We start from the raw sequence: 25,578 nt of genomic DNA, 5'->3' as shown, positions 1-25,578 counted from the left end.
CGCTCCTGGCCGGCGGCCTACCGCCACCAGAGACAGCTCGGGTATCCGGCGACGGCCCTGCCGTCGCCGGATACCCGCACGTCACTCAGGCCCGGGCGACAGCCCGGGACCGACGCATGGTGAGCACGTACTCGACAAGCGAGATCAGTACGTGCTTCGTGGACTCCCGGTTGCGGGCGTCACACGCCACCACCGGTACGTCGCTGGAGATTGCCAGCGCGTCCCGGACCTCCTGCGGGTTGTGGTACTGCATCCCGTCGAAGCAGTTGATGGCCACCAGGTAGGGCAGCCGCCGGTGCTCGAAGAAATCGATCGCCGCAAAGCAGTCAGCGAGCCGACGGGTGTCAACCAGGACAACCGCACCGATGGCACCACGGACCAGTTCGTCCCACATGAACCAGAACCGAGTCTGACCGGGGGTACCGAACAGGTACAGAATCAGGTCTCGGTCGATGGTGATCCGGCCAAAGTCCATGGCCACCGTGGTCGTCGACTTTCCCGGCACCTGCCGGTTGTCGTCGACGCCCACACTCGCGGAGGTCATGACCGCCTCCGTTGTCAGCGGCGTGATCTCCGAGACCGAGCCGACCAGTGTCGTCTTACCGACGCCGAATCCACCGGCAATGACAATCTTCGCCGATGTCACGCGGCCGCTCGGGGTCGGCGGACGCGCCACGTCAGAGCCTGCGAAGTCCACTCAGCACCCTCTCCAGCAGTTCAGTGCCCACCACGTCGTCCGAGTCGTCCAGGATGGTCGGCTCATGGACCGCGACCAGGCCGTCTGTCGCCATGTCGGCGATGAGCACCCGGGCCACCCCGAGCGGAAGCTGCATCCGCGCCGCAATCTCGGCTAACGACTGCACGCGTCCATCACAGAGCGCGGCGATGTACTGGTGCTCACGGCCGTGTCCGCCGTTGCCGGTGGCAACGGCCCGCCCGCGCACCGTCGTCTCGATAAGCGCTTCCAGCGCGATGTCGAGTCGGGGACGGGTGCGACCCCGGGTCACGGCGTACGGACGGACCAACGCGCCGGTCGGTTCGTCATGATCAGTCATGTCGCCGCTCACCTCCTTCGCACCCGGGCCGGCCAGCGCGAGGCCGGCCCCTCGTTGTTGTCCTTGCCCCCGCCGACCACCCGGTCAGCGAGACATCAGCCCGGCATGCCCGCAGCCGCACGCGGCTGCGGGGTCAACGCATCACCCACCCGGTCAACCAGGAGGGCCATCTCGTAACCGACCTGCCCCACGTCAGAGTTGCGGGCGGCGAGCACGGCGAACGACGAGCCATCCGAGATCGACATCAGGAAGAGGAAACCGTTGTCCATCTCTACCACGGTCTGGAGCACGGCACCGCCTTCGAAGCAGCGGGCTGCACCCTGGGTAAGGCTGACCAGTCCGGATGCGATGGCAGCCAACTGGTCGGCCCGGTCCCGCGGAAGGTCCCGTGAAGCCGCGAGGAGTAGGCCGTCCGCCGACACGGCGACCGCGTGCGCGACTCCCGGCACCCGGTCGGCGAAGTTGGCGAGAAGCCAGCCGAGGTCCTGCGTAGTAGTCATCCTTCTTGCTCCTTCTGCCCGCTCCCGGCCATTGGGCCTGAGCCAGATTGCGAGGACTGCCCACCCGGATTCCCCTCCGGGCTGCTCCGGTTGCTGTCCGAGGGATTCTTGCGCCCCCGCTGGACACCACGGTGATACGCGGAAAGCAGCCCTCGGACCGACTCGGGCGTACGCCGCTGAACCGCTGCCGATGGTTTCTCCACCGCGCCCGGTACAAGCTGCGCCATCGGCGTGCGCTTCGGCAGGCCGGTCGAGGTGGTCGCCGCCACCTGTACGTCGCTGGCCGCGGTAGCGGCCCGCCAACCATCGTCGGCGGCGGTGCTCCAGCCTTCACCAGCCCTACCCCGCCGCTGGGCGAAACTACCCGTGGGCAGTGCGCTCCCGTTCGCTGTCATGCCGCTCTGAGGCGGCGTACCACCGGTCGTCGGGGTTTCTGCCATTGGTGTGTTACCTGTCGTTGCGGGTGGTGTCTGCTGCTGCCTGTCCGCATCTATCCTGGCGAACTGCTGGATCGCGGGACCACCCGGCCCCGTGGCACCGCCGCCCCCGACAGGGTCGGCGCCCTTGGCTGTCTCCTCAGGACCGGGTCGGCGGGTACGGAACCAGGCCGACTCCAGCTCCCGAAAGATCGGCAGTTCCATCGTCGCGTCGGCAGGCGGCTGGCGGTTCTGGGCCGGGGCGGTCGCCGGCGCCGTTGGCGTCGCCGGAGCCGGGGCCGCCGGGGCTCCGGGCACCCCAGCGGCGGGGCCGGCCGGCGCGGACGCGGCGGGGTGCGTGGTGGGCGGAGGGCCGGCCGGACGTACGACCCGAGGCAGCTCGGTCGTCCGGTCGGGGGCCGGGGGGACCCGTTCGGAGGCCGAGGCGGCGGGGGTGTCCCCGGCCGCACTGGGCACCGGCGGCCACGCCGGTGGGGCGGCGCTGCCCGGGGCCGTGGTGGTCGGACGCTGCGGCAACGGCGTCGTGTACGGCTGACCGGAGGCCGGTGCCGCGGAGGTCGGTTGGCCAGAGGTCGGGGTTGCCGACACCGGCGACGCGGAGGTCGGCATGCCCGGGGCTGGTGGGCTGGAAACCGACCACCCAGGGTAGGGAGTCGACGACTCTGCGTACGGCTGGGCCTCTGGACTGCTCGGCAGTTGTCGCGGGATCCCCGGCTGCTGCCCGCCGGCATCCGACTCACCCGAGGCGCGCCGTTGCGGCAACGGGCTGTTCGGCTGCCCGTTGATGGGGTACGGGGCGTGCGCCTCACCGCCGGTGGCGGCGCTGTTCGCACCGGTGAGATCGGACCACGGCGGCATCGCCTGCGGGGACCGCGAGGGCGTGCCCGCACCGTTGCGATGGGCCGGGTCGAACGGCCGGCCACCGAGCGTTACCTGGTTACCCGACTCACCCGGGCGGGGCCCGGGGAGCGAACCACTCGGCGCGGGCCGCGCCTCGAAAGCCGCCATCGAGCTGGTGTTCGCCGCTGGCGGCAGGCCGGGGGGCAGTTGCGGCCCAGCGGTGAGCGCCCTGGGCACCAACACGCCAGCCGGAAGGCTCACCTCCGCCATGGCTCCCCGGTCGGGACCGGAGCGGAGTTCCACCTTGACCCCGTGCCGGGATGCCAGCCGGGCAACCACGACCAGACCCATCATCCGAGAAACCGCCACGTCCACCTGCGGCGGGGTGGCGAGCTTCTCGTTCAGTTCCCGCAGCTGTTCGGGGCTGATGCCGATGCCACGGTCCTCCACATAGAGGGAGGCGCAGTCGCCGACCCGACGGGCCTCCACGACAACCTGCGACTCGGGCGGCGAGAACGCCGTCGCGTTGTCGAACAGCTCGGCGACGAGGTGCACCAGGTCGTTGACGGCGGCGGCCGCGACCTCGATATCCCGATCGATGACGCCGAACTCGATCCGCGTGTAGTGCTCCACCTCGGACTGGGCGGCCCGGAGCACGTCGATCAGGGCGGCCGGCTCCCGCTGCACGCGGGTGGAGTCCGCGGCCGCGAGGACCAGCAGGTTCTCGTCGTTGCGGCGCATCCGGGTGGCGAGGTGGTCGAGTTGGAACAACTCGGCCAGCCGGTCCGGATCCTCCTCGCCCCGTTCGAGTCGGTCGAGCTGGCCGATAAGTCGATCGACCAGGATCTGCGACCGGCGGGCCAGGTTGACGAACATGGTTGCCACGGAAGCCCGGAGGGCGGCCTGCTCCGCCGCGGTACGCACCGCCTCCAGGTGGACCGCGTTGAACGCCTCGGTCACCTGACCGAACTCGTCCCTACTGCGCACCGGTAGCGGCTCGGCGATCCGGTTGGCGAGCTGCACCGGAGTTTGCTGGCTGCCGGCGGCCTGTGTCTCCCGCAGTCGGGCGACGGCCTGCGGGAGCCCGTGCTCAGCGATCAACAGGGCGCCCTGCCGCAGGTCGCGCAGCGATCGCGCCATCGAGCGGGCGACCAGGTACGCGAAGAGGATGGCGAGCAGCAGCATGCTGAGCAGCAGCCCGGTCTCCAGGAACACCTGCAGCCGCACGGCCGACCGGAGGTCGTCCGCGAGCTGGACGGCATCCCGGTCGATCTTCGCCTCCACCTCCCGGATCAGGGCGGCGTACTCGACCATCGCCTTGTCCCACTGGTCGGGCGTGAAGCCGGCACTGCCCAGGGTTGTGGCGGCGGAGAGGCCCCGCAGGTTGCTGTTGTAGGAGTCCGCCTCCCGGGCGTCGGAACCGGCGACCGTTTGGTCGTACAGCTCCTGGTCGGCACGGTCGGCGACGGCGGCGAAGGTCTCCAGCCACTGTCGCTGACCGGTCCAGGTGGAGATGTAGGTGTTCCGTAGCTCGGGGGTAAGCTGCTGCCGGATGAAGCCGATGTGAACCACGTCCCGCTGCTGGGACAGGTACTCCTTGTTCCGGGTGAGGGCGGTTGCGGCCCGCATCCGGTCGCTCAGCTCGGAGTCGCCGGCGAGTTGGGTGGCCGAGTCCCGCACGTTGATCAGGTCGGCAAGCAGAGCGTCGTACTGCTGCTGCGCCTGGGTGATGCTGAGCCGACCGTTGAGGACCTGGCTTCGCGTTCCGGACAGGTCTCTGAGGGTCTGGTCGATGAAGCGGAGCTGGTTCTCCAGCGTACTGGGCAGATCCTCGACCTCGCCCCGCTGCTCGGCGTACGGCCCCTTCGCCTTGTCGACGCCGGCGGATACCTCCTCGTATGCCGCGCGGCGCTCCTCCCGCTGGGCCGCTCGATCCTCGCCGAGCAGCCGGATCGCCTCCGTCCGCTCCTCCTGTAGCTGACTTACCAGTTCACCCGAGTAGGCGACCAGGCTGGCGAGGTCGCCGGAGCGGTTGGCATTGTTGAGTGCCTGCACGTGGTCAACGATGCCGCTGGTACCCACGATGACCGTTGCGACGGTCGGAACGATCAAGATGAGACCGAGCTTGGACCAGATCGGCAGGTCGCGGAGCCGACCAGCCGGCCGACGCAGACGTGACTGGAGAGAGCCCGCCGTCTTCGGTCGTTTGCTCACGTCACCGCCCTCGCGATTGCAGCCTTCGCGTTGCCGTCAGGCAACACCGGGTGACCGACCCACTGGGTCGGACCATCCGAGATTCCACCACGCCACCCCGGAAAGAGAAAGCCCAGGCTGGTCTTGACCGCCGACTCAACGAGATGTTTCGGCAATTCGGTCGCGTTCAGTCTGACCAGAGTTACCCAACGCAATTGAACGCCCCTCCACGTCGTCCCATCAGACGGCCTGTCGGCCACCAAAAGTCGTACATAACTCGACGAACCGGGCCCCCGGCGCGGTTCGAGCCGGCTTCCGCCTGAACCTCGACAAGCCGCTGCCACCGTTCCAGAAAGGGCTGGTTGACCGGGAGGCACTGACCCCCGCAGACACCGGCGCGGCGAGGAAGGCAGCTCCACAGCCAGCCGGAGGCAGGCCGGCGCGTCACTATACACAACCGGAGACAAAACAGGTACAGCCGTACGGTCAACAGAAGCAGTCAGCTCGCCACCATTCGCCACCGAAGGGACGATTTGCCGCTGCGATCATGCGAGCGTGGCCAGCGGTGTCTGAACCTCGGGGTCTACCCGCCGGTCACCCGAGGCCGCCCTACGGCTGCCCTGCGCTGGCCAACAACCTTCCGTACGCCGGCTTGATCACCTCGTCGATAATCTGTAGCCGCTGGTCGAACGGGATGAAGGCGCTCTTCATAGCGTTGATCGTCAGCCACTGCATCTCCCGCCAGCCGTACCCGAACGCGTCCACCAGCAAGGCCATCTCCCGCGACATGGAGGTGCCGCTCATCAACCGGTTGTCGGTGTTGACGGTCACCCGGAACCGCAGATCCCGCAGCAGCCCGATCGGGTGGTCGGCGATTGACGGGGCCGCTCCGGTCTGCACGTTCGACGAGGGGCACAGCTCCAACGGAATCCGCTTGTCGCGCACGTACGCGGCCAGCCGACCGAGCACCGGCTCCGGTCCGGGCGTGATGTCGTCCACGATGCGCACGCCGTGGCCGAGCCGGTCCGCTCCGCACCACTGGATGGCCTGCCAGATCGACGGCAGCCCGAACGCCTCACCGGCGTGGATCGTGAAGTGGAAGTTCTCCCGCTGCAGGTATTCGAAGGCATCCAGGTGCCGGGTGGGCGGGAAGCCGGCCTCGGCTCCGGCGATGTCGAAGCCCACGACGCCGGTGTCCCGGTGCCGCACCGCCAGTTCGGCGATCTCCTGCGACCGGGCGGCGTGCCGCATGGCGGTCAGCAGCGTCCCCACTCGAATCGGCGTACCCTCCGCCGCGGCGGCGGTGCTGCCCTCGGCAAACCCGGCGATGACCGCCTCGACCACCTCGTCCAGGGTGAGGCCCCGCTCCAGGTGCAGCTCCGGCGCGAACCGGACCTCCGCGTAGACGACCCCGTCAGCGGCCAGGTCCAGCGCACATTCCCGGGCCACCCGCCGCAGCGCGGACGCGGTCTGCATGACCTGGACGGTGTGCGCGAACGTCTCCAGATACCGCTCCAACGAGCCCGAGCTGGCCGCGTCAACGAACCAGCGGCCCAACGCCTCCGGGTCGGTCGTCGGCAGCTCGTGCCCTGCCTCGGCGGCCAGCTCGACGACCGTCGCCGGTCGCAGGCCGCCGTCGAGGTGGTCGTGCAGCAGCGCCTTGGGGGCCTGGACAATGTCCTCGTACCGGATAGTCGCGACCATGGTCAGACCTTAGTCGGCGCCGACGTCTGAGCAGCGTCGGACTCGGCGACGCGTTGCCCGGGTCACGCCCGCCCGGCGGGCGCGCCAGCGATCGCCGCGGCAACCGGGCTCGATAGGATTCCGGTCCACCGGGTGACCGCCCGGCTCACCACCGAACGGCCCGGAGCCCGACATGGATCCCCGCATCCGCCACTGGCTGCGCTGCCCAGTCTGTGCGCTTCCGCTGGCCGAGGCGACCGTTGGCACCGCCCGAACACTGGCCTGTCCGCGCCGACACAGCTTCGACATAGCCCGGCAGGGGTATGTGAACCTCCTGGCCGGCCGGGCACCGCACGTCGGGGACACCGGCGAGATGATCGCCGCCCGCGCCGACTTCCTCGCCGCCGGTCACTACGACCTGATCTCCCGGGCGCTCGCCGAAGCCGCCGCAGCCGTCCACTTCCGCCCCGCCCACCCCCGGCCCGAGGAGACCGTCACGGCGTGCCCCCTGGTGGTTGATGCCGGTGCCGGCACCGGCCAACACCTCGCCGCGGTGCTGGCGGCGCTGCCAGACACCGTCGGCCTGGCCCTGGACGTGTCGAAGCCGGCGCTACGCCGCGCGGCCCGCGTGCACGAACGAGCCGGGGCGGCGCTGGCCGACACCTGGCAGCAGCTGCCACTGCCCGACGGGTCGGTCGCCGTGCTGTTGAACGTCTTCGCCCCACGTAACGGAGCGGAGTTTCACCGGGTGCTCGATCCAGCCGGCGCGCTGCTGGTCGTCACGCCGGCCGCCGACCACCTCTCCGAGTTGGTCGGCGCACTCGGCCTGCTTCGGGTGGACCCGGCGAAGCCCGACCGGGTGGCCGGGCGCCTCGGGACGCGCTTCGCCACAGAGTCGGAGACCGAGCACCGAACCCGGCTGACGTTGACCCGCCCGGAGATCGTCACTCTGGTCGGGATGGGGCCCAGCGCCTGGCACACCGATCCGGCCGAGCTCACCGAACGGATCGCCGCCCTGCCCGACCCGGTCGAGGTGACCGTGGCCGTCCGACTCGGCGTCCACCGCCGCCGCTAGGTGGAGAGATCCACCTCTTCCCAGCCGGGGGGCTCGTCGTGGTAGGGGCCCCGGAGGACCACCGCCCACTCCAGTGCCCACCGACGTTGCCCGATCGCACTGGCGTCCACCAGGCCGGGCAGGGTTCGGTGGGCGTGCTCCACCTCGAGATAGGCCCAGTCCAGGCAGTAGTGCAGGTCGAGCAGGGCCGCCGCGTCCGCTGGATCCCGTGGGGCGGTGAGGGTCCGCGACCGCCAGTGCCGTACCGTCTCGCCGGCCAGAATGTTGGGCATCCGCTCCACCAGCCGCTCGTCCACCGGCAACGTCGGATCCAGCTGCCGGGTCAGGCCGAGCACCCAGGCCAGGGCGTACAGCGCGTCGAAGTGCAGGACAAACGAGCGGTGGTCACCCTTGCCGCCGGTGACGAACTGCCACTCCGGCGGGGTGACGGTTTCCACCAGATGCGAGGCGAGCAGCCAACTCATCGCCGCCTGCGGCGGCATGCCGAAACAGCGGGCCAGGATGAGGTGCAGCACCGCGACCCGCGTCTCGATCTCGCCGGTCGGGCGCAGCTCGATCCTGTCGCCGGGCTCCCACACCAGGGGAAAGTGCGCCGGCGGCAGTGGCAGACCCAGCCGAGACAACTCCTCCAGGCTGGCCTCACGCACCATTCGGGGGTTCGGGGCAGGTACCGCCACGACGGTTATCCTCGTCTGTTCGGACTGGCTAGGCCGGATCATCCCTCCTGGCCAGGCAGAATAGCCCTCCGCTGAGTGGAACGGAACGGGCGGTCAGCTGATTCGCTCGAGCACCAGCGGCCGCTTTTCCGGTGCAGACGCCGCGATCCGTACCGCCCGCACCGCCTCCTTCCGGGCCTCCGGGATCCGGTCGGCGTCCTCGGCCCGCAGCTCAAAGAGGGGCTCGCCAGCCCGAACGGGATCACCGGGGCGCTTGTGCAGCAGCACGCCCGCCGGCGCGGACACCGCGTCCTCCTTGCGGGCCCGTCCGGCACCGAGCCGCCACGCGGCCACCCCCATGCCGTACGCGTCGACCTGGGCCACCACGCCGCTTTCGTCGGCGCGGACCACCTCGACCTCCCGCGCGGTGGGCAGCTGGGCGTCCGGGTCCCCGCCCTGAGCCCGGAGCATCGCTCGCCAGGCATCCATCGCCCGGCCGTCGCGCAACGCCGCCGCCGGGTCGGCGTCCGGCAGCCCGGCCGCGTCCAGCATCTCGCGGGCCAGGGCCAGGGTCAGCTCCACCACGTCGGCCGGTCCGCCGCCAGCCAGGACCTCCACGGATTCGGTCACCTCGACCGCGTTGCCGATGGCCAACCCCAGCGGGGTGGACATGTCGGTGAGCAACGCGACCGTGTGGACGCCCTGCGCACCGCCCAGCTCGACCATGGTGCGGGCGAGTTGCCGGGCCTGGTCGACCGACTTCATGAACGCGCCCGAGCCGACCTTGACGTCGAGCACCAGAGCGCCGGTCCCCTCAGCGATCTTCTTGCTCATGATCGAGCTGGCGATCAGCGGAATGGCCTCCACCGTGCCGGTCACGTCCCGCAGTGCGTACAGCTTGCGGTCGGCCGGCGCGAGACCGGCGCCGGCCGCACAGATCACCGCACCGACGCCGCGGAGCTGAGCAATGAACTCCTCGTTGCCCAGCGATGCCCGCCAGCCCGGAATGGACTCCAGCTTGTCCAGCGTGCCGCCGGTGTGCCCGAGGCCCCGGCCGCTCAGCTGCGGCACCGCCGCACCACAGGCCGCCACCAACGGAGTCAGCGGCAGGGTGATCTTGTCTCCGACTCCGCCGGTTGAGTGCTTGTCCACCGTCGGCCGGTCGACCGCCGAGAGGTCCAGCCGCTCTCCGCTGGAGATCATCGCCGCGGTCCACCGGGCGATCTCCGGCGCGGTCATCCCGTTCAGCAGGATCGCCATCGCGAGCGCGGCCATCTGCTCGTCTGCCACCTGGCCCCGGGTGTAGGCGTCCACCACCCAGTCGACCTGTGCATCGGAGAGGGCCGCGCCGTCCCGCTTCGCCCGAATGACATCAACCGCCGCAAAATCCGCCATGAGATAACCTTTCCCCACATCCTCAACCTGGGCTGCCCATCCGTACGCTCCGAGGTGTCCCGTCACGGTCGGCCCTCGGCCCGTCCGCTCAGCCAGTCCACCGGATCGGGATCTCCAACGGCGGCTCGCCCTCACCCGCCCAGAAGATCGTGCCGGCCGCGTCCACCACCACGACCCGTGGCACCCGGGCCAGCCCCCAGGTAATCGCCTCCGCTGGATCGTCCCAGCTCGGGCCCTCCTCGAGAACGCCGGTCTCGCCGTCGCCGGCCTCCCCCGTCGAGCGTTCCCAGTACGCCGTCCACACCTGCTGCCCCGCCGACAGGTCCGGGTGCACAAAGACCGTCCCGCGCCCCCGCCAGGCAGCCAGCCGCTCCGGCACCACCGGGACCGGATCCTCCCCGGTCACCGCCTCCAGATCCGTCACGTCGAAGGCGTGCGGCAGCAGCTCGGCCATCCGTAGCGCTCCACCCTTCGCCTCGATCAGACACTCCGGGCCGCCGTGCTCCCAGAGCAGCTGCCGGCAACGCCCGCACGGCATCAGCGGCTCCCCGGTGGCATCGACGCAGGAGAGCGCGACAATCCGTCCACCGCCGGTAGCCTGCAGTGCGGAGATCACACCGCACTCGGCGCAGAGCACCATGCCGTACGACGCGTTCTCCACGTTGCAGCCGACCACGACGCGACCATCGTCAACCAGCGCGGCCGCCCCTACCGGAAACTTCGAGTACGGCACGTACGCGTGCCGCATCACCTCGGTCGCCGCGGCGCGCAGCCGCTCCCAGTCGATCTCCATCTGGCGTCCCATCAGCCCTTGATGTACGGCTTCCCGTCGGCGGCCGGCGCTCGGACCTTACCCACCAGTCCCGCCACCGCCAGGATTGTCGCCAGGTACGGCAGCATCGCCAGGAACTGACTCGGGATGGCGCTGTTGATCGCGCTCAGGTAGGTGGCGAGCTGGTCGGCAAAGCCAAAGAAGAGCGCCGCGAGCAGCGCGCCGGTCGGGCTCCACCGGCCGAAGATCAACGCCGCTAGGGCGATGAAGCCCTTGCCGCCGATCATGTTCTTGCTGAACGAGAAGAGGGCGAGCGTGTACGACGCACCACCGATGCCGGCGACCGCCCCTGCCAGCAGCACGTTGCGGTAGCGCAACCACAGCACCCGCACGCCGAGGGTGTCCGCGGCGGTCGGGTGCTCGCCGACCGCACGGGTGCGCAGGCCCCACCGGGTACGGAACAGCCCGATGTGGATCACCAGGACCAGGAGAAGGCCGAGGTAGAGGAAGATGTTGCCGGCGAACAGCGCCGGCCCGAGCACCGGAATCTCCGACAGCAGCGGGATCTCCCAGTTGCTGAAGCGTGGGGCGCTGTTGTACTTCCCTGGTTCGGGTTGCATCAGCCGCTCGTAGAGGAAGCCGGTGATGCCCACCGCGAGAAGGTTCAGCACGATCCCCATGACCACCTGGTCCACCAGGTAGCGGATGGCGAAGACCGCCAACAGCAGCGAGATGAAGGTCCCGCCGATCGCCGCGGCGACCAGGCCCACCCAGAGGTTGCCGCTGAGGCTGCCGAAGAGGGCGCCGCTGAAGGCACCCATCAGCAGCTGACCCTCGATGGCCACGTTGACCACGCCGGAGCGCTCGCAGAGCACGCCGGCCAGCGCCCCGAAGATCAGCGGAAGGGCCAGGATGAAGGTGCCCCGCAGGATGTTGACCAGGGGCATGAAGTTCTGCCCGGCCGGCGCGGTGGAGACCTGCCAGCAGAGGAAGCTCGCCACGAAGCCAACCAGGCCGATACCGAGCACGAGGGTGAACCAGCGCGTCGGCAGCCCCGCGAGGATCGCCACGCCGGCGGCGAGGGCGACCGCCCCGAAGAGGGCTGCGCCGACCGTACCGTTGATTTTCAACGCTGCGCCGGTGGCGTCGTCGCTGAGCGTGAACCGGGCCGGCTCGCTGGCGGCGAGCGCGCTGAAGAGCAGCACCGCCAGCAGGCCAAGCGCGGTCAGCACCAGGCCGGCCTTGCGGGTGCGGGTCCAGAACCCCTCGTCGACCGGGGCGACCGCGACGTCGTCGACAGCCATGGTGGACATGCGCGTCACCAGCCCTTCGCGAGGCTCGTCTGCGGCCGGGCGACCCGGGCGGCCCGAAGCTGAAAGATCGCCTTCACCAGGGCCGGTGCGGCGATGAAGATGACGATCAGCGCCTGGAGCACGGTAACCAGTTCCAGCGAGACACCCGAGTACGACTGCATCCGGTTACCGCCGGCCTGCAGCGCACCGAAGAGCAGCGCGGCGAGCAACACGCCCCACGGCTTCACCCGGCCGAGTAGCGCCACCAGAATGCCGTCGAAACCGACCTGGGCCACGACCAGCGGGGTCAGCGCGGCGGCGGTGGTGCCGAGCACCATCTGCGAGCCACCGAGACCGGCCAGGGCGCCGGCGAAAACCATGATCAACACATAGGTCCGGGTGACACTGATGCCGGCGGTACGCGAGGCCGCCGGATTGCTTCCCACGGCCCGCAGCTCGAAGCCGAGTGTGGACCGGTTCAGCAGCCAGGCGACCGCCCAGGTCACCAGCACGGCGAGGAGGATTCCGGCGTGCGCCCGCAGGTTGTCGCCGAACAGCCGGGGGAACTGCGCGGAGGCGTCCACCGGCCGGCTGATGGCATCCGTACGGTTCGGGCTCTGAATCCCGTTCTGCACGATCAACCAGACCAGGAAGTACGCTGCGACGTAGTTGAGCATGATCGTGTTGATCACCTCGTGAGCGCCGGTGCGTGCCTTGAGGATCCCCGGAATGAAGCCCCACACGGCACCGCCCAGGGCACCGGCGAGCACCGCGACGAGTAGGTGCAACCCGGCCGGCAGCGGCAGCAGGAACCCGGCCAGCCCGGCCGCGATGACGCCCATCGTGGCCTGCCCCTGGGCACCGATGTTGAACAGGCCGCCGCGGAAGGCGAGCGCCACGGAAAGCCCGGTGAAGACCAGCGGGGCGGTGTAGGTCAGCGTCTCCGAGATCGGGCTCAGCGCCGCGGTGAGACCGACCGCGTCCGGGTCGAAGACCGCACCCTTGAACAGGTTCGCATACGCCTCGCTGACCAACGTCCAACTGGCGTTGAGGGCGTCGGCCGGGCGGGCGGTGATGTAGCTGTAGGTGGCCAGCACGTCCGGATCCGAGACAATCATCAGGATCCCGCCGACGACCATCGCCAGGACCAGCGACAGTAACGTCACTGTGAAGGTGTTGGCGGCCCAGAGGTTCTCCACGAAGAGCCGCCCGAGCGCGGGGCGCTCCGGTGGCTGCGGACTCACCGGCTCGGCTCGCTCGGTGTTGTCGAGTGCCATCCTGGCCGCCTGGTCCGCGGTCGCCGGTTCCTTGTCCGGGGAGCCGGACCCTGCGTTGGTCATGCCTCGTCCTCGCTGCCGGGGCCCGATGGGGCGGGCGCCCCGCCGTCGGTACCCGCCGTCGCTCCGTTCGCCCCGGCTTCCGCCGTGTCCGGACTGATGCCCGACATCCGCAGGCCGATCTCCTCACGGGGGGCGTCCGGGCCGACGATGCCGATGATCTGACCGCGGCACATCACCGCGATCCGGTCCGCCAGGCCGATCACCTCGTCGAGTTCGCTGGAGACAAGCAGGACGGCGGTTCCGGCATCCCGCTCGTGAATGACCCGACTGTGAATGAACTCGATGGAGCCGACATCGACGCCGCGGGTCGGCTGGGCGGCGATGAGGAGTTTCAGCGGCCGGGACAGTTCCCGGGCGACGATCACCTTTTGTTGGTTGCCGCCGGACAGCGTGCCAACCGCCACCTCCGCCGACGAGGTACGGACATCGAACTGAGCGATCCGCTCCTGCGCCGACTTCCTGATCTCATCCGGTCGGAGCGCGAGCCCCTTGCCGAACGGTGGTCGGTCGTACATGTCCAGCACCAGGTTCTCCGCGATGCTGAGTTCCTTGACCAACCCGTCGACGCTGCGGTCCTCGGGCACGTAGCCGACGCCCGCGCGGAGGACCTCCTTGGTTGACCAGTCGTCGATCCGCTCCCCGCCCAGCTGCACCGAGCCGGCGAGCACCGGACGCAGCCCGATGACCGCCTCGACCAGCTCGGTCTGACCGTTACCCTGCACCCCGGCGATGCCGAGCACCTCACCCGCGTGCACGGTCAGGTCAACGCCGTCCACCGCACGTACCTGCCGGTCGTCGTTGACCGTCAGCCCGGAGAGCTCGAGAACCGGCTTGCCCGGCGTCGCGGGCTGCTTGTCCACGGTGAGCCGAACGGTCCGGCCAACCATCAGGGCGGCCAGTTCGTCCCGGCTCGCCTCCGGCGTGGCGGTGCCGACGATCCGTCCGTGCCGAATCACCGTGATCCGGTCGGCGATGGCCTTCACCTCACCGAGCTTGTGGGTGATGAAGACGATCGACCTACCAGCGGCCTTGAGCGCCCGCATGACGGTGAGCAGTTCCTCGGTCTCCTGCGGCGTGAGCACCGCGGTCGGCTCGTCGAGGATGAGCAGGTCAGCATCGCGGGTGAGCGCCTTGACGATCTCGACCCGCTGCTGGATGCCGACCGGCAGGTCCTCGATGATCGCGTCCGGGTCTACCTGGAGGTTGTAGCGGGCGGAGACCTCCGCGACCTCGCGCCGGGCACGTCGGCGGTCGAGGAAGCCGACGATACCGCCCCGGACCTGCTCGGCCCCAAGCATGACGTTCTCTGCCACGGTGAGGACCGGTACCAGCATGAAGTGCTGGTGGACCATCCCGATCCCGGCCGCGATGGCGTCCGCCGGGCCGCGCGGCTTCAGCGGCTTCCCGTCCACCAGGATCTCGCCCTCGTCGGGCTGGGACAGCCCGTAGAGCACGTTCATCAGGGTCGACTTACCCGCGCCGTTCTCCCCGAGCAGGGCGTGGATCTCCCCGGGCTCCACCGTCAGATCGATGTGGTCGTTGGCGACCAGGTCACCGAAGCGCTTGGTGACGCCGCGCAGTTCGAGTCTCAGCGCAACCTCCCAGTACGAAGCGATGGTGCGGGTAGCTGCTGCCGTCAGGACGGCATCGGCGCCCGCTGGTGGAACCGATCGGCCGCCTTGGCACCTCGGGAGGTCCCGCGGTGCAAAGGCGGCCGGATCGTCGTGCGATGCCGCTCGCCGGGTAGCTCGGGTAGACGCCCCACCACGGCGAGTCGGCCACGGCTCACTGCGGTTGGGACTGCGACTCAACCTTGATCAGGCCGGCGGCGATGTCCGCCTTCAGCTTGTCGACCTCAGCCTTCAGCTCAGCCGGGATCTTGCTGTCGAACTCGTGGTACGGCGCGAGCGAGACACCGTCGTTGGCCAGCGTGCCGGTGAAGCCCGGGTTCGCCTCCAGCTTCTCGCCGGCGGCGGCCTTGAGCACGGCCTCCTGAACGGCGCCGGGGATGTTCTTCACCACGGTGGTGATGATCGCCGCGCAGTCCGGGGTGCTCTCGCAGCCGTCGACGTCGACCCAGATGGTGTTGTACTTGCCGCCGGAGGCCTGGGCCGCCGCGGTGGTGCCGAGGCCGGCGCCGCCAGCGACCGGCATGACGATGTCGGCGCCCTGGGCGACCAGCGCGTCACTGACCTTCTTGCCCTCGTCCTGCTTGACGAAGCTGTTCGCGAACGAGCCGTCCTGGCTGTCCTTGTCCCAACCCAGGACCTGGACGTCCTTCCCCTTGGCCTGGTTGTAGTGGTCGACCCCGTCCGCGTAGCCGTCCATGAAGATGGTCACCGGCGGGATCTTCTCGCCACCGTAGGTGCCCACCTTGCCGGTCTCGCTGAGGCCGGCGGCCAGGTATCCGGCGAGGAAGCCGGCCTGGGCGGTGTCGAACTGCATCGGGTAGACGTTGCTCTCCGGCAGCTTCGTGTCCACGATGCCGAACTGCTGGTCCGGGTTCTCCGCCGCGATCCTGGACGTGGCGTCACCCATCAGGCCGCCGACAGCGAGGATGAAGTCGCAGTCCTGGTTGACGTACTGCGTCAGGTTCGGCTCGTAGTCGGCCTCGGCCTTCGACGCCACGTACCTGATCTCGATGTCCTTGTTCTCAGCCTCGGCCGCCTCCAGACCCTGCCAGGCCGAGCTGTTGAAGGACTTGTCGTCGATCCCGCCGACGTCGGTCACCATGCAGGCACTGAACTTCTCGCCGCCGTTGCCAGCGTTGTTCTCCTCGGGCGCCTCACCGCAGGCGGTGGCAGCCAGCACGAGGCCACCCACCGCGAAGACCGAGGCGATCCGCATCCCACGCACCGAGCGCAAGACGTCTCCTTCCGTTGCGCACCGCGCCTACCGCGGTGGCAGCCCTTGTGAACCGGCCTGCACTGTGCCGCCGGTGTCCCACGTTCCGGACGCCGAGCGTACGCCCCGGCACCTGCACCGGCCGACAATCATGCGTGACTGTTGAGTGCCTGTTACCCCGACGTGATCCTCGGGCACTCGGCCACTCGACATGCCCGTCGAAGGTTCGCGGGGTGGGACGAACTCTCCTCCGGAGGGGTCCCCCAGTGTCGGACGTTACCGCCAGAAGACGGCCACCGCAGCGTTGACCAGAGTCAGCCCGATAATTGCGAGGAAATGTCCACGGTTGACCGCTTCCCGCTTCCGGGAGAAGAACACCATGACGAAGATGAGCAGCGCGAGCACCAGCTTGGTGACGAGCTTCGCGGGGTCCGGCTCGCCCCCGTCCCGCAGCGGCGCGGAGAGGCCGATTCCGGTCAGCAACGTGAGCACCGCACCCCAGAGCATGGCCGGGTTGATCCGGAACCTGCCCTTGAGGTATTGAACCGTCGCGCCTCCGAGCAGCAGCGCGAACCCGATCAGGTGGATGTAGCGGAGGATGAGTCGTAGAGCTTCCACACGGTCTATCCTCCCGCATCAACGACGGGTCGTAGTAGAGGGGCCGGGTCCATCGGCACGTCAGCCCTTCGTACCACCGGCCGTCAGACCCGAGACCAGGTGCCGTTGGGCGAACATGAAGACCAGACCGGCTGGAACCGTCACCAACACCGCCGCCGCCGTCAGGTACTCCCACTGCGGGTTGAACTGCGGCACGAACTGCCGAAGCCCGTACGCCAGGGTGAACTGGTTGTCGGTCTGGATGAAGGCCGACGCGTACGCGACCTCCCCCCACGCGGTGAGGAAGGTGTAGAAGGCGGTGACCGCGACGGCGGGACGGGCCAGCGGCAGCACCACCCGCCAGAAGGTGGCGAACGGGCTGCAGCCGTCCAGCGCCGCCGCCTCGTCCAGCGAGGTGGGGATGGAGTCGAAGTAGCCCTTGAGCATCCAGGCGCAGAACGGAACAGCGATGGTCAGGTAGGCGATCACCAGCGACGGCAAGGTGTTGATCAAACCGAGCCGTGCCATGATCGTGTAAATCGGCACGATCAGGATGGCCACCGGAAACATCTGGGTGACCAGGAAGACCATCATCAACGGCCGGCGGCCCGGGAAGTTGAACCGGGAGACGGCGTAGCCGGTGGTCGCCGAGAGGAAGATGCCGATCCCCATCGTGCCGGCAGCCACGATCACCGAGTTCAGCAGCCACCGCAGAAAGCTGGTGTCGAACAGCACGTAGCGGTAGTTGGCGAGCGTCGGATCCTGGACCAGGGTCAGGTCGGTGCTCTGCACCGCGTACCCGGGTTTGAACGAGGAGAGCAACACCCAGACGATCGGACCGATCGCGATCAGCGACGCGACAATCATCGTCCCGTGCAACAGCAGCGACGTCGCCCGGCTACGCCGACGACGGCCAGCACGCCGCGCGGTCTCGGCCGGGGCGGACCCGGCCTTGATCGGGGCCGTCGCCGTCCGCGCCGTTGACGCGGCCGTCCCGGAGCTGGTCGATTGGCTCATCACCACACCTCGCCTTGCTTACGCAGTGCCCGCCGGTAGAACACGGAGAAGACCAAGAGAATGGAGAGAATCAACACGCCGTACGTGGAGGCGAGCGAGTAGTTGCGAATGCCCTCGAAGGCGGCCCGGTACGCGCCGGTCACCAGGATCTCGGTCTCTCCGGCCGGCTCTCCCTCCGTCACCAGGAAGATGACCGGGAAGAGGTTGAACGTCCAAATGGTGCCGAGCAGGATCACGGTCATGCTGGTCGGGCGCAGGCCCGGCATCGTGACGGCACGGAACCGCTGCCACGGCGATGCGCCGTCGATCTCCGCCGCCTCGTAGAGCTCACCGGGAATGGTCTGCAGCCCGCCGAGCAACGCCACCATCATGAACGGCACGCCGAGCCAGACGTTGGTGACGATCGCGGTGAACAATGACGTCCACCGTTCGGAGAACCACGGGATCGAGTCGGCCCCGAGCGTGGTGAGCAGCGAGTTCGCCAGGCCAAAGCGTTCGTTGAAGATGAACTTCCAGGCGAAGGCACTGACGAAGGCCGGCACCGCCCACGGCAGCACCAGCAGCACCCGGTAGAGGCCACGGCCGCGCATCGGGCGGTTGAGCAGGATGGCGAGGCCAAGCCCGAGACCGTAGTGGAAGGCGACACCGACGAAGGTCCAGATCAGGGTGATCCCGGTCCACTCCCAGAACCGGCCAACCTGGCCCGTGAGGACCCGGACGTAGTTGTCCAGACCCGCGTACTCCCACCGGTTGGGGTTCTCCTCGCAGACCTCACCACCGGTGATCGACTTGGTGCAGATCTCCGCCACCTGGTTGGCCTCGTTGAGGGTGGTGAAGGAGAGCCAGATTCCCCGGCCGAGCGGATAGAAGATCAAGACTGCCAGAACGATCACCACCGGCAGGACCATCGCCCAGGCATACCAGTTCCGGTCCCAGCTACGACGAAGTCGAGACGGGCGGGCGAGGCGACGGTCGGGCGGCGCGGACGCTGGCGCGGCGGTCACGGTGCGCATATCAGCTGAGCTCCAGTAGGTGAGCCGGCTGGCCGGCGACCGGAGCGGTCGCCGGCCCGGCCGGATGCCGAGGGACGAGTGGTCGCCGGCCTCTGCCCGCCGGCGGTGGATCAGAACCCGTACGCGGTGACGACCTCAGCCTGGTACCTCTTCGCGACCTCGTCGAGCGCGGCCTTCGGGTCCCGGTTCTGGATCAGGACCTCGGTGGCCATCTGGTCCAGCGGGTCGAAGAACTGGCCGGCCTCGGGGATCCAGGGGCGGCCAACCGCGGCCTCGACGGCCGGCTGGTACGCGGTCACGATCGGATTGCTCAGCACCGCGTCGATTTCGTAGGCCGACTTACGCGTCGGCAGCAGCCCGAGCTTCTCCGCGAGGAAGGCCTGTGATTCGGTGGAGCTCATGAAGGCCACGAAGGCGACGGCGGCCTCGACCTTCTCCTCCGACATACCGGACCAAATGGTGTAGTTGTGCCCACCGACCGGACCACCGGCCCGGGCCGAGCCGCTGGGAACCGGGGCGATGCCAAGGTTCTCCACGCCGCCGAAGGTCGGCGCCTGCGCAACGTTGTTGACCTCCCAGGGACCATTAATGATCATGGCGACCTTCTCTTCCTTGAAGAGGGTCATCATGGTTCCGTAGGAGTCCGTCGCGGGCGGCGGGACGGCCGCGCCACTGTCGATCAGGTCCTTGGCGATCTTCAGCCCGGCCACGTTCTGGTCCGAGCCGATGACGATCTTCTTGGCCGGGACATCAACCAGGTCCCCGCCCTCCCCGTAGAGGAACGGCAGCAGGAAGTAACCCGCCGGATTGAGGTAGAGGCCGTCCGCGCCGGTCTTCTGCTTGACGGCCTGGGCGGCGGTCTTCAGCTCGGCCCAGGTCGTCGGCGCCGCGGCGACACCCGCCTCGGCCAGCAGCTTCTTGTTGTACATGAGCGACAGCGTGTCGGTCACCTGCGGGACGCCGTAGGTCTTGCCGTCGTACTTGTTCGAGGCGAGCGGAGTCGCCAGGAAGTCCGATTCGTCGGCGAGTAGTTCGGAGCCGTCCAGCGCGTAGAGGTAGCCCAGCGAGGCGAACTCCGGAACCCAGGCCACCTCCGCCCGCAGGATGTCCGGCGCACCCGTCTCGGCCTGCGCTGCCGTCTTGAACTGGTTCTGGGCCTCACCGAACGGAACCGACTGATAGTTGATCTTCACGTTCGGATAGGTCTGGTTGAACCTGGCGATCAGCTCCTGGAAAACCGGGCCCTCGTTCTTCGGGTCCGAGGTGTCCCACCAGGTCAGTTCGGCCTTCATGGTTGCGGGGTCGGTCGTTGACCCTTCCCCCGCACCCTGCTCCTCGCCGCCACAGGCGACGAGGGTCAGAGCAAGGGCGGTGGAGGCGAGTACGGCGACTCCCTTGGCTGTGCGACGCATGTTCGCTCCTAGCTTGCCTGCCGGTGTCGGGCGGGACACTAGCAAGAGTTTTCGAAGTTAGAAACCCTTTGCGAACCGTCTTGCAACAACCGGGGCCATCTTGTCATCTAGACCTTTCTCATATCGGACTTCCGAGATGAAACGGCAGGCTCTTGGCGTCAGCCGGCCACCGCTCCCACGCGCCGCAGCAAAGGGACCCTGTCGCGTTGATGCTGCTCGATGCAGACCATCCTGCGTCCACGCCAAACGAGGGTCGTCATCGGCCCCGCCCAGCAGACCCGGACCCAGGGGCTGCAAGAACTTGCCACTAAGCGCACGAGCATCCGGTGAGCTACAGTGCCGCCATGCGCGCTCGACTGTCCGACATCGCCCAGCAGGCAGAGGTCAGTGAGGCCACCGTATCGCGGGTGCTCAACGACCGGCCCGGAGTGGCGCCCGAGACCCGACAGGCCGTTCTGACCGCCCTCGACGTGCTCGGCTACGAACGCCCGGCCCGACTGCGCAAACGCTGCGCCGGGCTGGTGGGCCTGGTCGTCCCGGAGCTCGACAACCCCATCTTTCCCGCCTTCGCGCAGATCATCGAGTCGGCGCTGGCGCCGACGGGCTTCACCCCCGTGCTGTGCACGCAGACCCCCGGCGGAATCCGGGAGGACGAATACGTCGAAATGCTGCTCGACCGGCAGGTCTCCGGCATCGTCTTCGTCTCCGGCCTGCACGCTGACACCACCGCCGACCACGACCGGTACCGCGCGCTGATCGCCCGCCCACTGCCGGTTGTCATGGTCAACGGTTACGCGCCGAACCTCCGCGCGCCCTTCATCTCCTGCGACGACCGGGAGGCCGCCGAACTGGCCGTCACCCACCTGGTCGCGCTGGGACACCGACGGATCGGCCTGATCACCGGACCGGACCGGTTCGTCCCGGTACAGCGCAAGGTCGCCGGCTACAAGGCCGCCATGCGGTACCGCACCGACGTCTCCGACGCCGAGCTCGCCGAGCTGACCGAGCTCTCCCTCTTCGGCGTCGAGGGAGGCGAGGCCGCCGCCACCCGCCTGCTGGACCGCGGCGTCACCGGCCTGGTCTGCGGCTCCGACCCGATGGCGCTGGGCGCCATCCGAGCCGCCCGGCAGCGCGGGCTCACCGTGCCCCGCGACATCTCCGTCGTCGGATACGACGACTCCCCACTGATGGCCTTCACCGACCCACCCCTGACCACCGTGCGTCAGCCGGTCGCGGCGATGGCGATTGCCGCCGTGCGGGCTCTGGTGGACGAGATCAACGGGCATGCCGCCCCACACTCGGAGTACCTTTTCCGGCCAGAGCTGGTGGTACGCGGCTCGACCGCGGTCGCCCAGACGCCCGACGTTGACCCCGGCGCCCCCACCCCGTCTCCCCTGGCGGTCTCTGTCCAGACCCCGCCATCCGCCCGCCGGGATCCCGCCAGAAGGTGAGCCCCCGCCAGCCTTGCGCAAGGTCTGCTTGACTCTTGCAACGTCCTGCCGGCATTCTGCACAGCAACCGGCGCCACCACCCCTGCCCGCGCCGGAGACCGCCCGTACCGCGCGAGATCGGGGAACCCCTCATGACCGTCCACCACCCCACCCCGCTGACCTCCGAACATGACTGGTGGCGCTCTGCCGCCATCTATCAGGTCTACCTCCGCAGCTTCGCCGACGCGAGCGGCGACGGGATCGGCGACCTGGCGGGCCTGCGGCAACGCCTGCCGTACCTGCGCGACCTCGGGGTGGACGCGCTCTGGTTGACCCCCTTCTACCCCTCACCCATGATTGACGGCGGCTACGACGTCGCCGACTACCGCGACGTCGACCCGATGTTCGGCTCTCTCACCGAGTTCGACGAGGTGATCGTTGACGCGCACGCACTGGGTCTACGGGTCATCGTCGACCTGGTGCCGAATCACACGTCAAGCGCCCACCCCTGGTTCCAGGCCGCCCTCGCGGCCGCCCCCGGCTCCCCCGAGCGGGCGCGCTACCTCTTCGCCGCGGGGCGCGGAGCGGAGGGCGAGCTGCCGCCAAACGACTGGGAGAGCATCTTCGGCGGGCCGGCCTGGACCCGACTGCCCGACGGGCAGTGGTACCTGCACCTGTTCGACTCGGCGCAGCCGGACCTGAACTGGCGTAACCCCGAGGTCCGCGCCGAGTTCGAGGACGTGCTCCGGTTCTGGTTGGACCGCGGTGTCGACGGCTTCCGGATCGACGTGGCGCACGGAATGATCAAGGCGGAGGGCCTGCCGGATGTCGGCTTCGGCCAGCAGACCGGCCAACGACAGGTCGAACTGCTCGGCAAGAACCGGCTGCCCTACTTCGACCAGGACGAGGTGCACGACATCTACCGCGCCTGGCGGCCAATCCTGGACAGCTACCCGGGCGGCCGGATGGCGGTGGCCGAGGCCTGGGCGGAGACCCCCCAACGGCTCGCCCGCTACATCGGCCCAGACGAGTTGCACCAGGCGTTCAGCTTCGACTTCCTCGACGCCCAGTGGTCGGCCGACTCCTTCCGCAAGGTCATCGACAGCGCGCTCGCCGAGTCGACGGTCATCAACGCGCCCACCACCTGGGTGCTGTCAAACCATGACAAGCAGCGACACGTCACCCGGTACGGCGACGGGCCAGCAGGGCTGCGCCGCGCCCGGGCCGCCGCCCTGCTGATGCTCGCGCTGCCCGGCTGCGCCTACATCTACCAGGGTGAGGAACTGGGCCTACCCGAGGTTCTCGACCTCCCCGACGAGCTGCGACAGGACCCGCAGTACCTGCGGACCGGCGAGAGCCGGGACGGCTGCCGGGTGCCGATCCCATGGAGCGGCGAGCTGGCCCCGTACGGCTTCAGCCCGGCCGGCAGCACGCTGAGCTGGCTGCCCGCCCCGACCACCTGGCGCGAGCTGTCGGTGGCCGCCCAGACCGGTGTTCCCAGCTCCACGCTCGAGCTGTATCGCACCGCGCTGCGGATCCGCCGAGCGAACCCGGCGCTCTCCACCACCGCGGCCGAGATCGTCTGGCAGGAGACCCGTCCGGGCCTCCTCGCCTTCACCCGTACCGCCGGCGGTACGGCGCTCACCTGTGTGGTCAACATCAGCGACGAACCCGCCGTCATCACCGAGTACGGCGAGCCGCTCGTCGCCAGCGTAGCGCTCACCCGGGAAGGCTCCGGCTACCTGCTCCCGGTCGACGCGGCCGCCTGGTTCGAACGGCGCTGAGCGGGTACGCCCCCATCAACCTGGTCGTTCGGCGTGCCCCGGGCCGCCGGGCGGCTGGGCTGCGGACCGGCGCGGGTCAACGCTCGAGGCCGGGCAACTTCGCCGCGATCCGGGCAAATCCCGCCCGGATCGCGGTCTCACTCGGCGGCACCGCCGGCCGGGCATCCTGATCCCGCTCCGCCGCCGCCTCCAGTTCCTCGTCGATGACGTCCTCGAAGTCGCCGTAGAGTTCGGCGCTGTCCGCCTGTGCCGCCTCCTCCTCGGCAGCGGCCCGCGCCGCGGTGATCTCACCACGGATCTGGTCGGCGGACACCGCCGGCAACAGCGGCTCGACCACCGCCATCAGCGGCTCCTCCGCCACCACCACCTCGGCCAGCGCCAACGCGGGTGCCCGCTCGTACGGGCCGCAGACCACCGGCTCCCACTCGTCGGCGTCGCCGAGCGGCCCGAAGGTGATGATCCACGGCAGGTCGAGCATCGGCGAGTCGTCCGACAGATCGAGTGTCACGAGAGTGCCCACCCGCCAATCATCGTTCCCCAGTCGCAGGCGGGTCCCCGGTTCGACGCCCCGTCCCTTGTTCGGGTGCCCCCGGCCCGTTCGCACTCGCCGACCCGGGGCGCGGGGAGTCCTCCTCTTCCTGATCCACCGCCACCGGCTTCGCCGCGAGGTCCACCACCTGTCCGCGGGTGTCGGTAGCCACCAACGCCGCGCCGAGGAGCACGAGTTGGTTGAGCAGATAGAGGTAGAGCAACAGCCCCACCGCGCCCGCCACCACCGTGTACGCCGGGTTCCGCTCGGTCCGCACCACGTAGTGCCGACCGATGGTGTTGAGCAGGGTGATTCCCACCGCCACCAGCAGCACCGCCGGGCGCAGCCGGACCCGACTCGGCCGCAGCCGGGGTACCGCCACCAGCAGCAGGGTCGCCAGCACCGCGTTCACGAAGACGCTGAGCACCGCACTGATCGTGGTGAGCCCGGCCGATCCGGCACTGCCCAGCAACCATCGCAGCAGCGACTCCAGCGTGTCCACCGCCGCAACCGAGACGCCGAGCAGCACGAACACCACCAGAAGCACGCCCAGGTCGACAAGCCGGCGAACGACCAGGTTGCCGGGTTGTTGGTCGAGGCCGTACAGCAACCGCTGGGAGGATCGGATCGCCTCCACCCAGCCGACCCCGGTGAAGACCAGAATGGTCAGACCGACCACGCCGACGGCCCCGCTACTCTCTGCGACCTTGACCGGGTCAAGGAAGGGCAGATTCTCCCGGAGGAAGTCCGCCGCGGCGGCATTGACCTCGGCGTTGCCCTCCAGGATCGCCCCGAAGACGGAGTAGGCGACGAGGGCGAGCGCGAAGACCGCAAAGAAGCCGTAGTACGCGATAGCGGCGGCGAGCCGGCTGCCGAACCGGTGGTTGTAGAGCAGGACTGCCCGCAGCCCGTGGTCGAGGGCCGGAAAGCGGCGCCGGGCGGTGGTGATCCGCCCGTGGACACCCGCCTGGATGCGGCGGAACACGTTCACCCCGCCATCCTCGCCGACCTGTCGCCGACCCGGCGGCATCCCCGGCGGCAAGCCCGGTCCGACGCGGCGCCCCGGGAGCGGGGTACGGGTCCAGCTGCCGAGGCGGGGCACCGGCTCAGCCGCCGAGCCGAAAGTCCCGCCGGGGCTGCCACCGCGTCTGGCCACTATGGGAGAAGAGGGTAAACGCCTCCACACCGAACATCGCCGAGAAGTCGGCCAGGTCCTCGTACGCCTGGTCCAGTGCCTCGGGTGAGACATCCTGCGCCACCGTGACGTGTGGGTGGTACGGAAAACGGGCTTCCCGGTGCAGCTCCGGCGCGGCCCGAATCGCGGCGGCGAGTAGCTCACACTCGCTGATCCCCGTCGCAACCGTGACGAAAACCACCTGGGTGACCGGTCGGAACGTCCCGGTCCCGCGCAGGTGCAGGGTGAACGGAAGGTGCGCGGCGGCGACCGCGGTCAGGTGCCGTTCGACCGCCGGCAGGGCAGCACCCGGGATCTCGGTCGGCCCGAGCAACGTTACGTGCGCCGGGACCGCCTGCTGGTCACCCGCCGCCATCCGCCGCTGGGTCAGCACACTCCCCCAGGGCTCGGGGATGTCCACAGCGATGCCGATCTGGATTGTGCCGCCGGCCGCCGCCGATCCGTCGCGCAGGTTCACGCCTCGTGCCACCCCTTCGGCCACCGGTTCCATCCCGCTCACCCGCACACGTCGCGTCGCTG

At 69.2% G+C, this 25,578-nt stretch carries 22 protein-coding genes; 3 read left to right on the top strand and 19 right to left on the bottom strand.

The window, feature by feature from the left end; all coding sequences use genetic code 11:
* Positions 1-85: 85 nt before the first annotated feature.
* The 5 genes from STROP_RS04150 to STROP_RS04130 form a co-directional block, all read right to left on the bottom strand.
* Positions 86-676 carry a GTP-binding protein gene (locus STROP_RS04150; RefSeq protein WP_026274801.1) on the bottom strand — a complete coding sequence of 197 codons (591 nt, stop codon included), beginning with the start codon at positions 674-676 and terminating at the stop codon, positions 86-88.
* A 1-nt stretch (position 677) separates the two neighbouring features.
* A complete protein-coding gene (locus STROP_RS04145) occupies positions 678-1,055 on the bottom strand; it encodes a DUF742 domain-containing protein (RefSeq protein WP_011904729.1) in 378 nt (125 codons plus the stop codon).
* A gap of 95 nt (positions 1,056-1,150) precedes the next feature.
* Positions 1,151-1,555, bottom strand: a complete 405-nt coding sequence (locus tag STROP_RS04140; protein ID WP_011904728.1) for a roadblock/LC7 domain-containing protein — start codon at positions 1,553-1,555, stop codon at positions 1,151-1,153.
* Positions 1,552-5,046 (bottom strand): sensor histidine kinase, encoded by a 3,495-nt coding sequence (locus STROP_RS04135; protein WP_011904727.1) that lies wholly within the window; start codon positions 5,044-5,046, stop codon positions 1,552-1,554. Before STROP_RS04135 ends, STROP_RS04140 begins: the two co-directional genes overlap by 4 nt.
* A 588-nt stretch (positions 5,047-5,634) precedes the next feature.
* The gene (locus STROP_RS04130; RefSeq protein ID WP_011904726.1) at positions 5,635-6,729 is read right to left on the bottom strand and encodes an adenosine deaminase; all 1,095 of its coding nucleotides are present in this window, start codon (positions 6,727-6,729) and stop codon (positions 5,635-5,637) included.
* A 172-nt stretch (positions 6,730-6,901) separates the two neighbouring features.
* Between STROP_RS04130 and STROP_RS04125 the strand changes: the two genes are divergently transcribed.
* The gene (locus tag STROP_RS04125; protein WP_011904725.1) at positions 6,902-7,783 is read left to right on the top strand and encodes a putative RNA methyltransferase; all 882 of its coding nucleotides are present in this window, start codon (positions 6,902-6,904) and stop codon (positions 7,781-7,783) included.
* Here STROP_RS04125 and STROP_RS04120 read toward each other — a convergent pair.
* The 11 genes from STROP_RS04120 to STROP_RS04070 all read right to left on the bottom strand — a co-directional run bounded on the left by STROP_RS04120 (position 7,780) and on the right by STROP_RS04070 (position 20,121).
* The gene (locus STROP_RS04120) at positions 7,780-8,433 is read right to left on the bottom strand and encodes a DUF4272 domain-containing protein (RefSeq protein WP_043535194.1); all 654 of its coding nucleotides are present in this window, start codon (positions 8,431-8,433) and stop codon (positions 7,780-7,782) included. The genes STROP_RS04125 and STROP_RS04120 overlap by 4 nt on opposite strands.
* A gap of 120 nt (positions 8,434-8,553) precedes the next feature.
* The gene (locus STROP_RS04115) at positions 8,554-9,834 is read right to left on the bottom strand and encodes a thymidine phosphorylase (protein WP_011904723.1); all 1,281 of its coding nucleotides are present in this window, start codon (positions 9,832-9,834) and stop codon (positions 8,554-8,556) included.
* Between the two features lie 88 nt (positions 9,835-9,922).
* The gene (locus tag STROP_RS04110) at positions 9,923-10,639 is read right to left on the bottom strand and encodes a cytidine deaminase (RefSeq protein ID WP_187151579.1); all 717 of its coding nucleotides are present in this window, start codon (positions 10,637-10,639) and stop codon (positions 9,923-9,925) included.
* Complete coding sequence (locus tag STROP_RS04105) at positions 10,639-11,919, bottom strand: ABC transporter permease (RefSeq protein ID WP_011904721.1); 1,281 nt, start codon at positions 11,917-11,919, stop codon at positions 10,639-10,641. The genes STROP_RS04110 and STROP_RS04105 overlap by 1 nt, the downstream gene beginning before the upstream one ends.
* Positions 11,920-11,924: 5 nt before the next feature.
* Positions 11,925-13,238: an ABC transporter permease gene (locus STROP_RS04100; RefSeq protein ID WP_011904720.1), complete on the bottom strand. Its 1,314-nt coding sequence runs from the start codon at positions 13,236-13,238 to the stop codon at positions 11,925-11,927.
* The gene (locus STROP_RS04095; protein ID WP_337998641.1) at positions 13,235-14,770 is read right to left on the bottom strand and encodes an ABC transporter ATP-binding protein; all 1,536 of its coding nucleotides are present in this window, start codon (positions 14,768-14,770) and stop codon (positions 13,235-13,237) included. The genes STROP_RS04100 and STROP_RS04095 overlap by 4 nt, the downstream gene beginning before the upstream one ends.
* A gap of 253 nt (positions 14,771-15,023) precedes the next feature.
* Positions 15,024-16,085 carry a BMP family lipoprotein gene (locus STROP_RS04090; protein WP_026274805.1) on the bottom strand — a complete coding sequence of 354 codons (1,062 nt, stop codon included), beginning with the start codon at positions 16,083-16,085 and terminating at the stop codon, positions 15,024-15,026.
* A 273-nt stretch (positions 16,086-16,358) separates the two neighbouring features.
* The gene (locus STROP_RS04085) at positions 16,359-16,700 is read right to left on the bottom strand and encodes a hypothetical protein (RefSeq protein WP_011904717.1); all 342 of its coding nucleotides are present in this window, start codon (positions 16,698-16,700) and stop codon (positions 16,359-16,361) included.
* Positions 16,701-16,760: 60 nt separating this feature from the next.
* Complete coding sequence (locus STROP_RS04080) at positions 16,761-17,696, bottom strand: sugar ABC transporter permease (protein WP_011904716.1); 936 nt, start codon at positions 17,694-17,696, stop codon at positions 16,761-16,763.
* On the bottom strand, positions 17,696-18,709 hold the full coding sequence (locus STROP_RS04075) for a carbohydrate ABC transporter permease (protein ID WP_011904715.1): 1,014 nt from the start codon (positions 18,707-18,709) through the stop codon (positions 17,696-17,698). Before STROP_RS04075 ends, STROP_RS04080 begins: the two co-directional genes overlap by 1 nt.
* Before the next feature lie 110 nt (positions 18,710-18,819).
* Positions 18,820-20,121 (bottom strand): extracellular solute-binding protein, encoded by a 1,302-nt coding sequence (locus STROP_RS04070; protein WP_011904714.1) that lies wholly within the window; start codon positions 20,119-20,121, stop codon positions 18,820-18,822.
* 344 nt (positions 20,122-20,465) lie between these two features.
* Between STROP_RS04070 and STROP_RS04065 the strand changes: the two genes are divergently transcribed.
* Positions 20,466-21,572 carry a LacI family DNA-binding transcriptional regulator gene (locus STROP_RS04065; protein ID WP_011904713.1) on the top strand — a complete coding sequence of 369 codons (1,107 nt, stop codon included), beginning with the start codon at positions 20,466-20,468 and terminating at the stop codon, positions 21,570-21,572.
* Between the two features lie 131 nt (positions 21,573-21,703).
* On the top strand, positions 21,704-23,335 hold the full coding sequence (locus STROP_RS04060) for a glycoside hydrolase family 13 protein (RefSeq protein ID WP_011904712.1): 1,632 nt from the start codon (positions 21,704-21,706) through the stop codon (positions 23,333-23,335).
* Between the two features lie 76 nt (positions 23,336-23,411).
* Here the strand turns inward: STROP_RS04060 and STROP_RS04055 are convergent, their stop codons facing one another.
* The 3 genes from STROP_RS04055 to STROP_RS04045 form a co-directional block, all read right to left on the bottom strand.
* Complete coding sequence (locus tag STROP_RS04055) at positions 23,412-23,855, bottom strand: hypothetical protein (protein ID WP_011904711.1); 444 nt, start codon at positions 23,853-23,855, stop codon at positions 23,412-23,414.
* A 7-nt stretch (positions 23,856-23,862) separates the two neighbouring features.
* Positions 23,863-24,855 (bottom strand): YihY/virulence factor BrkB family protein, encoded by a 993-nt coding sequence (locus STROP_RS04050; protein ID WP_026274807.1) that lies wholly within the window; start codon positions 24,853-24,855, stop codon positions 23,863-23,865.
* A 115-nt stretch (positions 24,856-24,970) separates the two neighbouring features.
* Positions 24,971-25,549 carry a 2'-5' RNA ligase family protein gene (locus tag STROP_RS04045; protein WP_026274808.1) on the bottom strand — a complete coding sequence of 193 codons (579 nt, stop codon included), beginning with the start codon at positions 25,547-25,549 and terminating at the stop codon, positions 24,971-24,973.
* Between the last annotated feature and the right edge of the window lie 29 nt (positions 25,550-25,578).

This window comes from Salinispora tropica CNB-440, assembly GCF_000016425.1.
In the GTDB taxonomy this organism is placed as follows: domain Bacteria; phylum Actinomycetota; class Actinomycetes; order Mycobacteriales; family Micromonosporaceae; genus Micromonospora; species Micromonospora tropica.
The sequence above is the reverse complement of the archived record's forward strand: the minus strand, read 5'-3'. Positions and strand labels throughout refer to the sequence as shown.

What these genes read in the sequence shown, in the direction of transcription:
- STROP_RS04080 (WP_011904716.1), bottom strand. Translation starts at nt 17,696, where the DNA reads ATGAGCCAATCGACCAGCTCCGGGACGGCCGCGTCAACGGCGCGGACG.
- STROP_RS04125 (WP_011904725.1), top strand. Translation starts at nt 6,902, where the DNA reads ATGGATCCCCGCATCCGCCACTGGCTGCGCTGCCCAGTCTGTGCGCTT.
- STROP_RS04110 (WP_187151579.1), bottom strand. Translation starts at nt 10,639, where the DNA reads ATGGGACGCCAGATGGAGATCGACTGGGAGCGGCTGCGCGCCGCGGCG.
- STROP_RS04090 (WP_026274805.1), bottom strand. Translation starts at nt 16,085, where the DNA reads ATGCGGATCGCCTCGGTCTTCGCGGTGGGTGGCCTCGTGCTGGCTGCC.
- STROP_RS04045 (WP_026274808.1), bottom strand. Translation starts at nt 25,549, where the DNA reads ATGGAACCGGTGGCCGAAGGGGTGGCACGAGGCGTGAACCTGCGCGAC.
- STROP_RS04120 (WP_043535194.1), bottom strand. Translation starts at nt 8,433, where the DNA reads ATGGTGCGTGAGGCCAGCCTGGAGGAGTTGTCTCGGCTGGGTCTGCCA.
- STROP_RS04075 (WP_011904715.1), bottom strand. Translation starts at nt 18,709, where the DNA reads ATGCGCACCGTGACCGCCGCGCCAGCGTCCGCGCCGCCCGACCGTCGC.
- STROP_RS04130 (WP_011904726.1), bottom strand. Translation starts at nt 6,729, where the DNA reads ATGGTCGCGACTATCCGGTACGAGGACATTGTCCAGGCCCCCAAGGCG.
- STROP_RS04140 (WP_011904728.1), bottom strand. Translation starts at nt 1,555, where the DNA reads ATGACTACTACGCAGGACCTCGGCTGGCTTCTCGCCAACTTCGCCGAC.
- STROP_RS04115 (WP_011904723.1), bottom strand. Translation starts at nt 9,834, where the DNA reads ATGGCGGATTTTGCGGCGGTTGATGTCATTCGGGCGAAGCGGGACGGC.
- STROP_RS04145 (WP_011904729.1), bottom strand. Translation starts at nt 1,055, where the DNA reads ATGACTGATCATGACGAACCGACCGGCGCGTTGGTCCGTCCGTACGCC.
- STROP_RS04100 (WP_011904720.1), bottom strand. Translation starts at nt 13,238, where the DNA reads ATGACCAACGCAGGGTCCGGCTCCCCGGACAAGGAACCGGCGACCGCG.
- STROP_RS04060 (WP_011904712.1), top strand. Translation starts at nt 21,704, where the DNA reads ATGACCGTCCACCACCCCACCCCGCTGACCTCCGAACATGACTGGTGG.
- STROP_RS04065 (WP_011904713.1), top strand. Translation starts at nt 20,466, where the DNA reads ATGCGCGCTCGACTGTCCGACATCGCCCAGCAGGCAGAGGTCAGTGAG.
- STROP_RS04105 (WP_011904721.1), bottom strand. Translation starts at nt 11,919, where the DNA reads ATGTCCACCATGGCTGTCGACGACGTCGCGGTCGCCCCGGTCGACGAG.
- STROP_RS04070 (WP_011904714.1), bottom strand. Translation starts at nt 20,121, where the DNA reads ATGCGTCGCACAGCCAAGGGAGTCGCCGTACTCGCCTCCACCGCCCTT.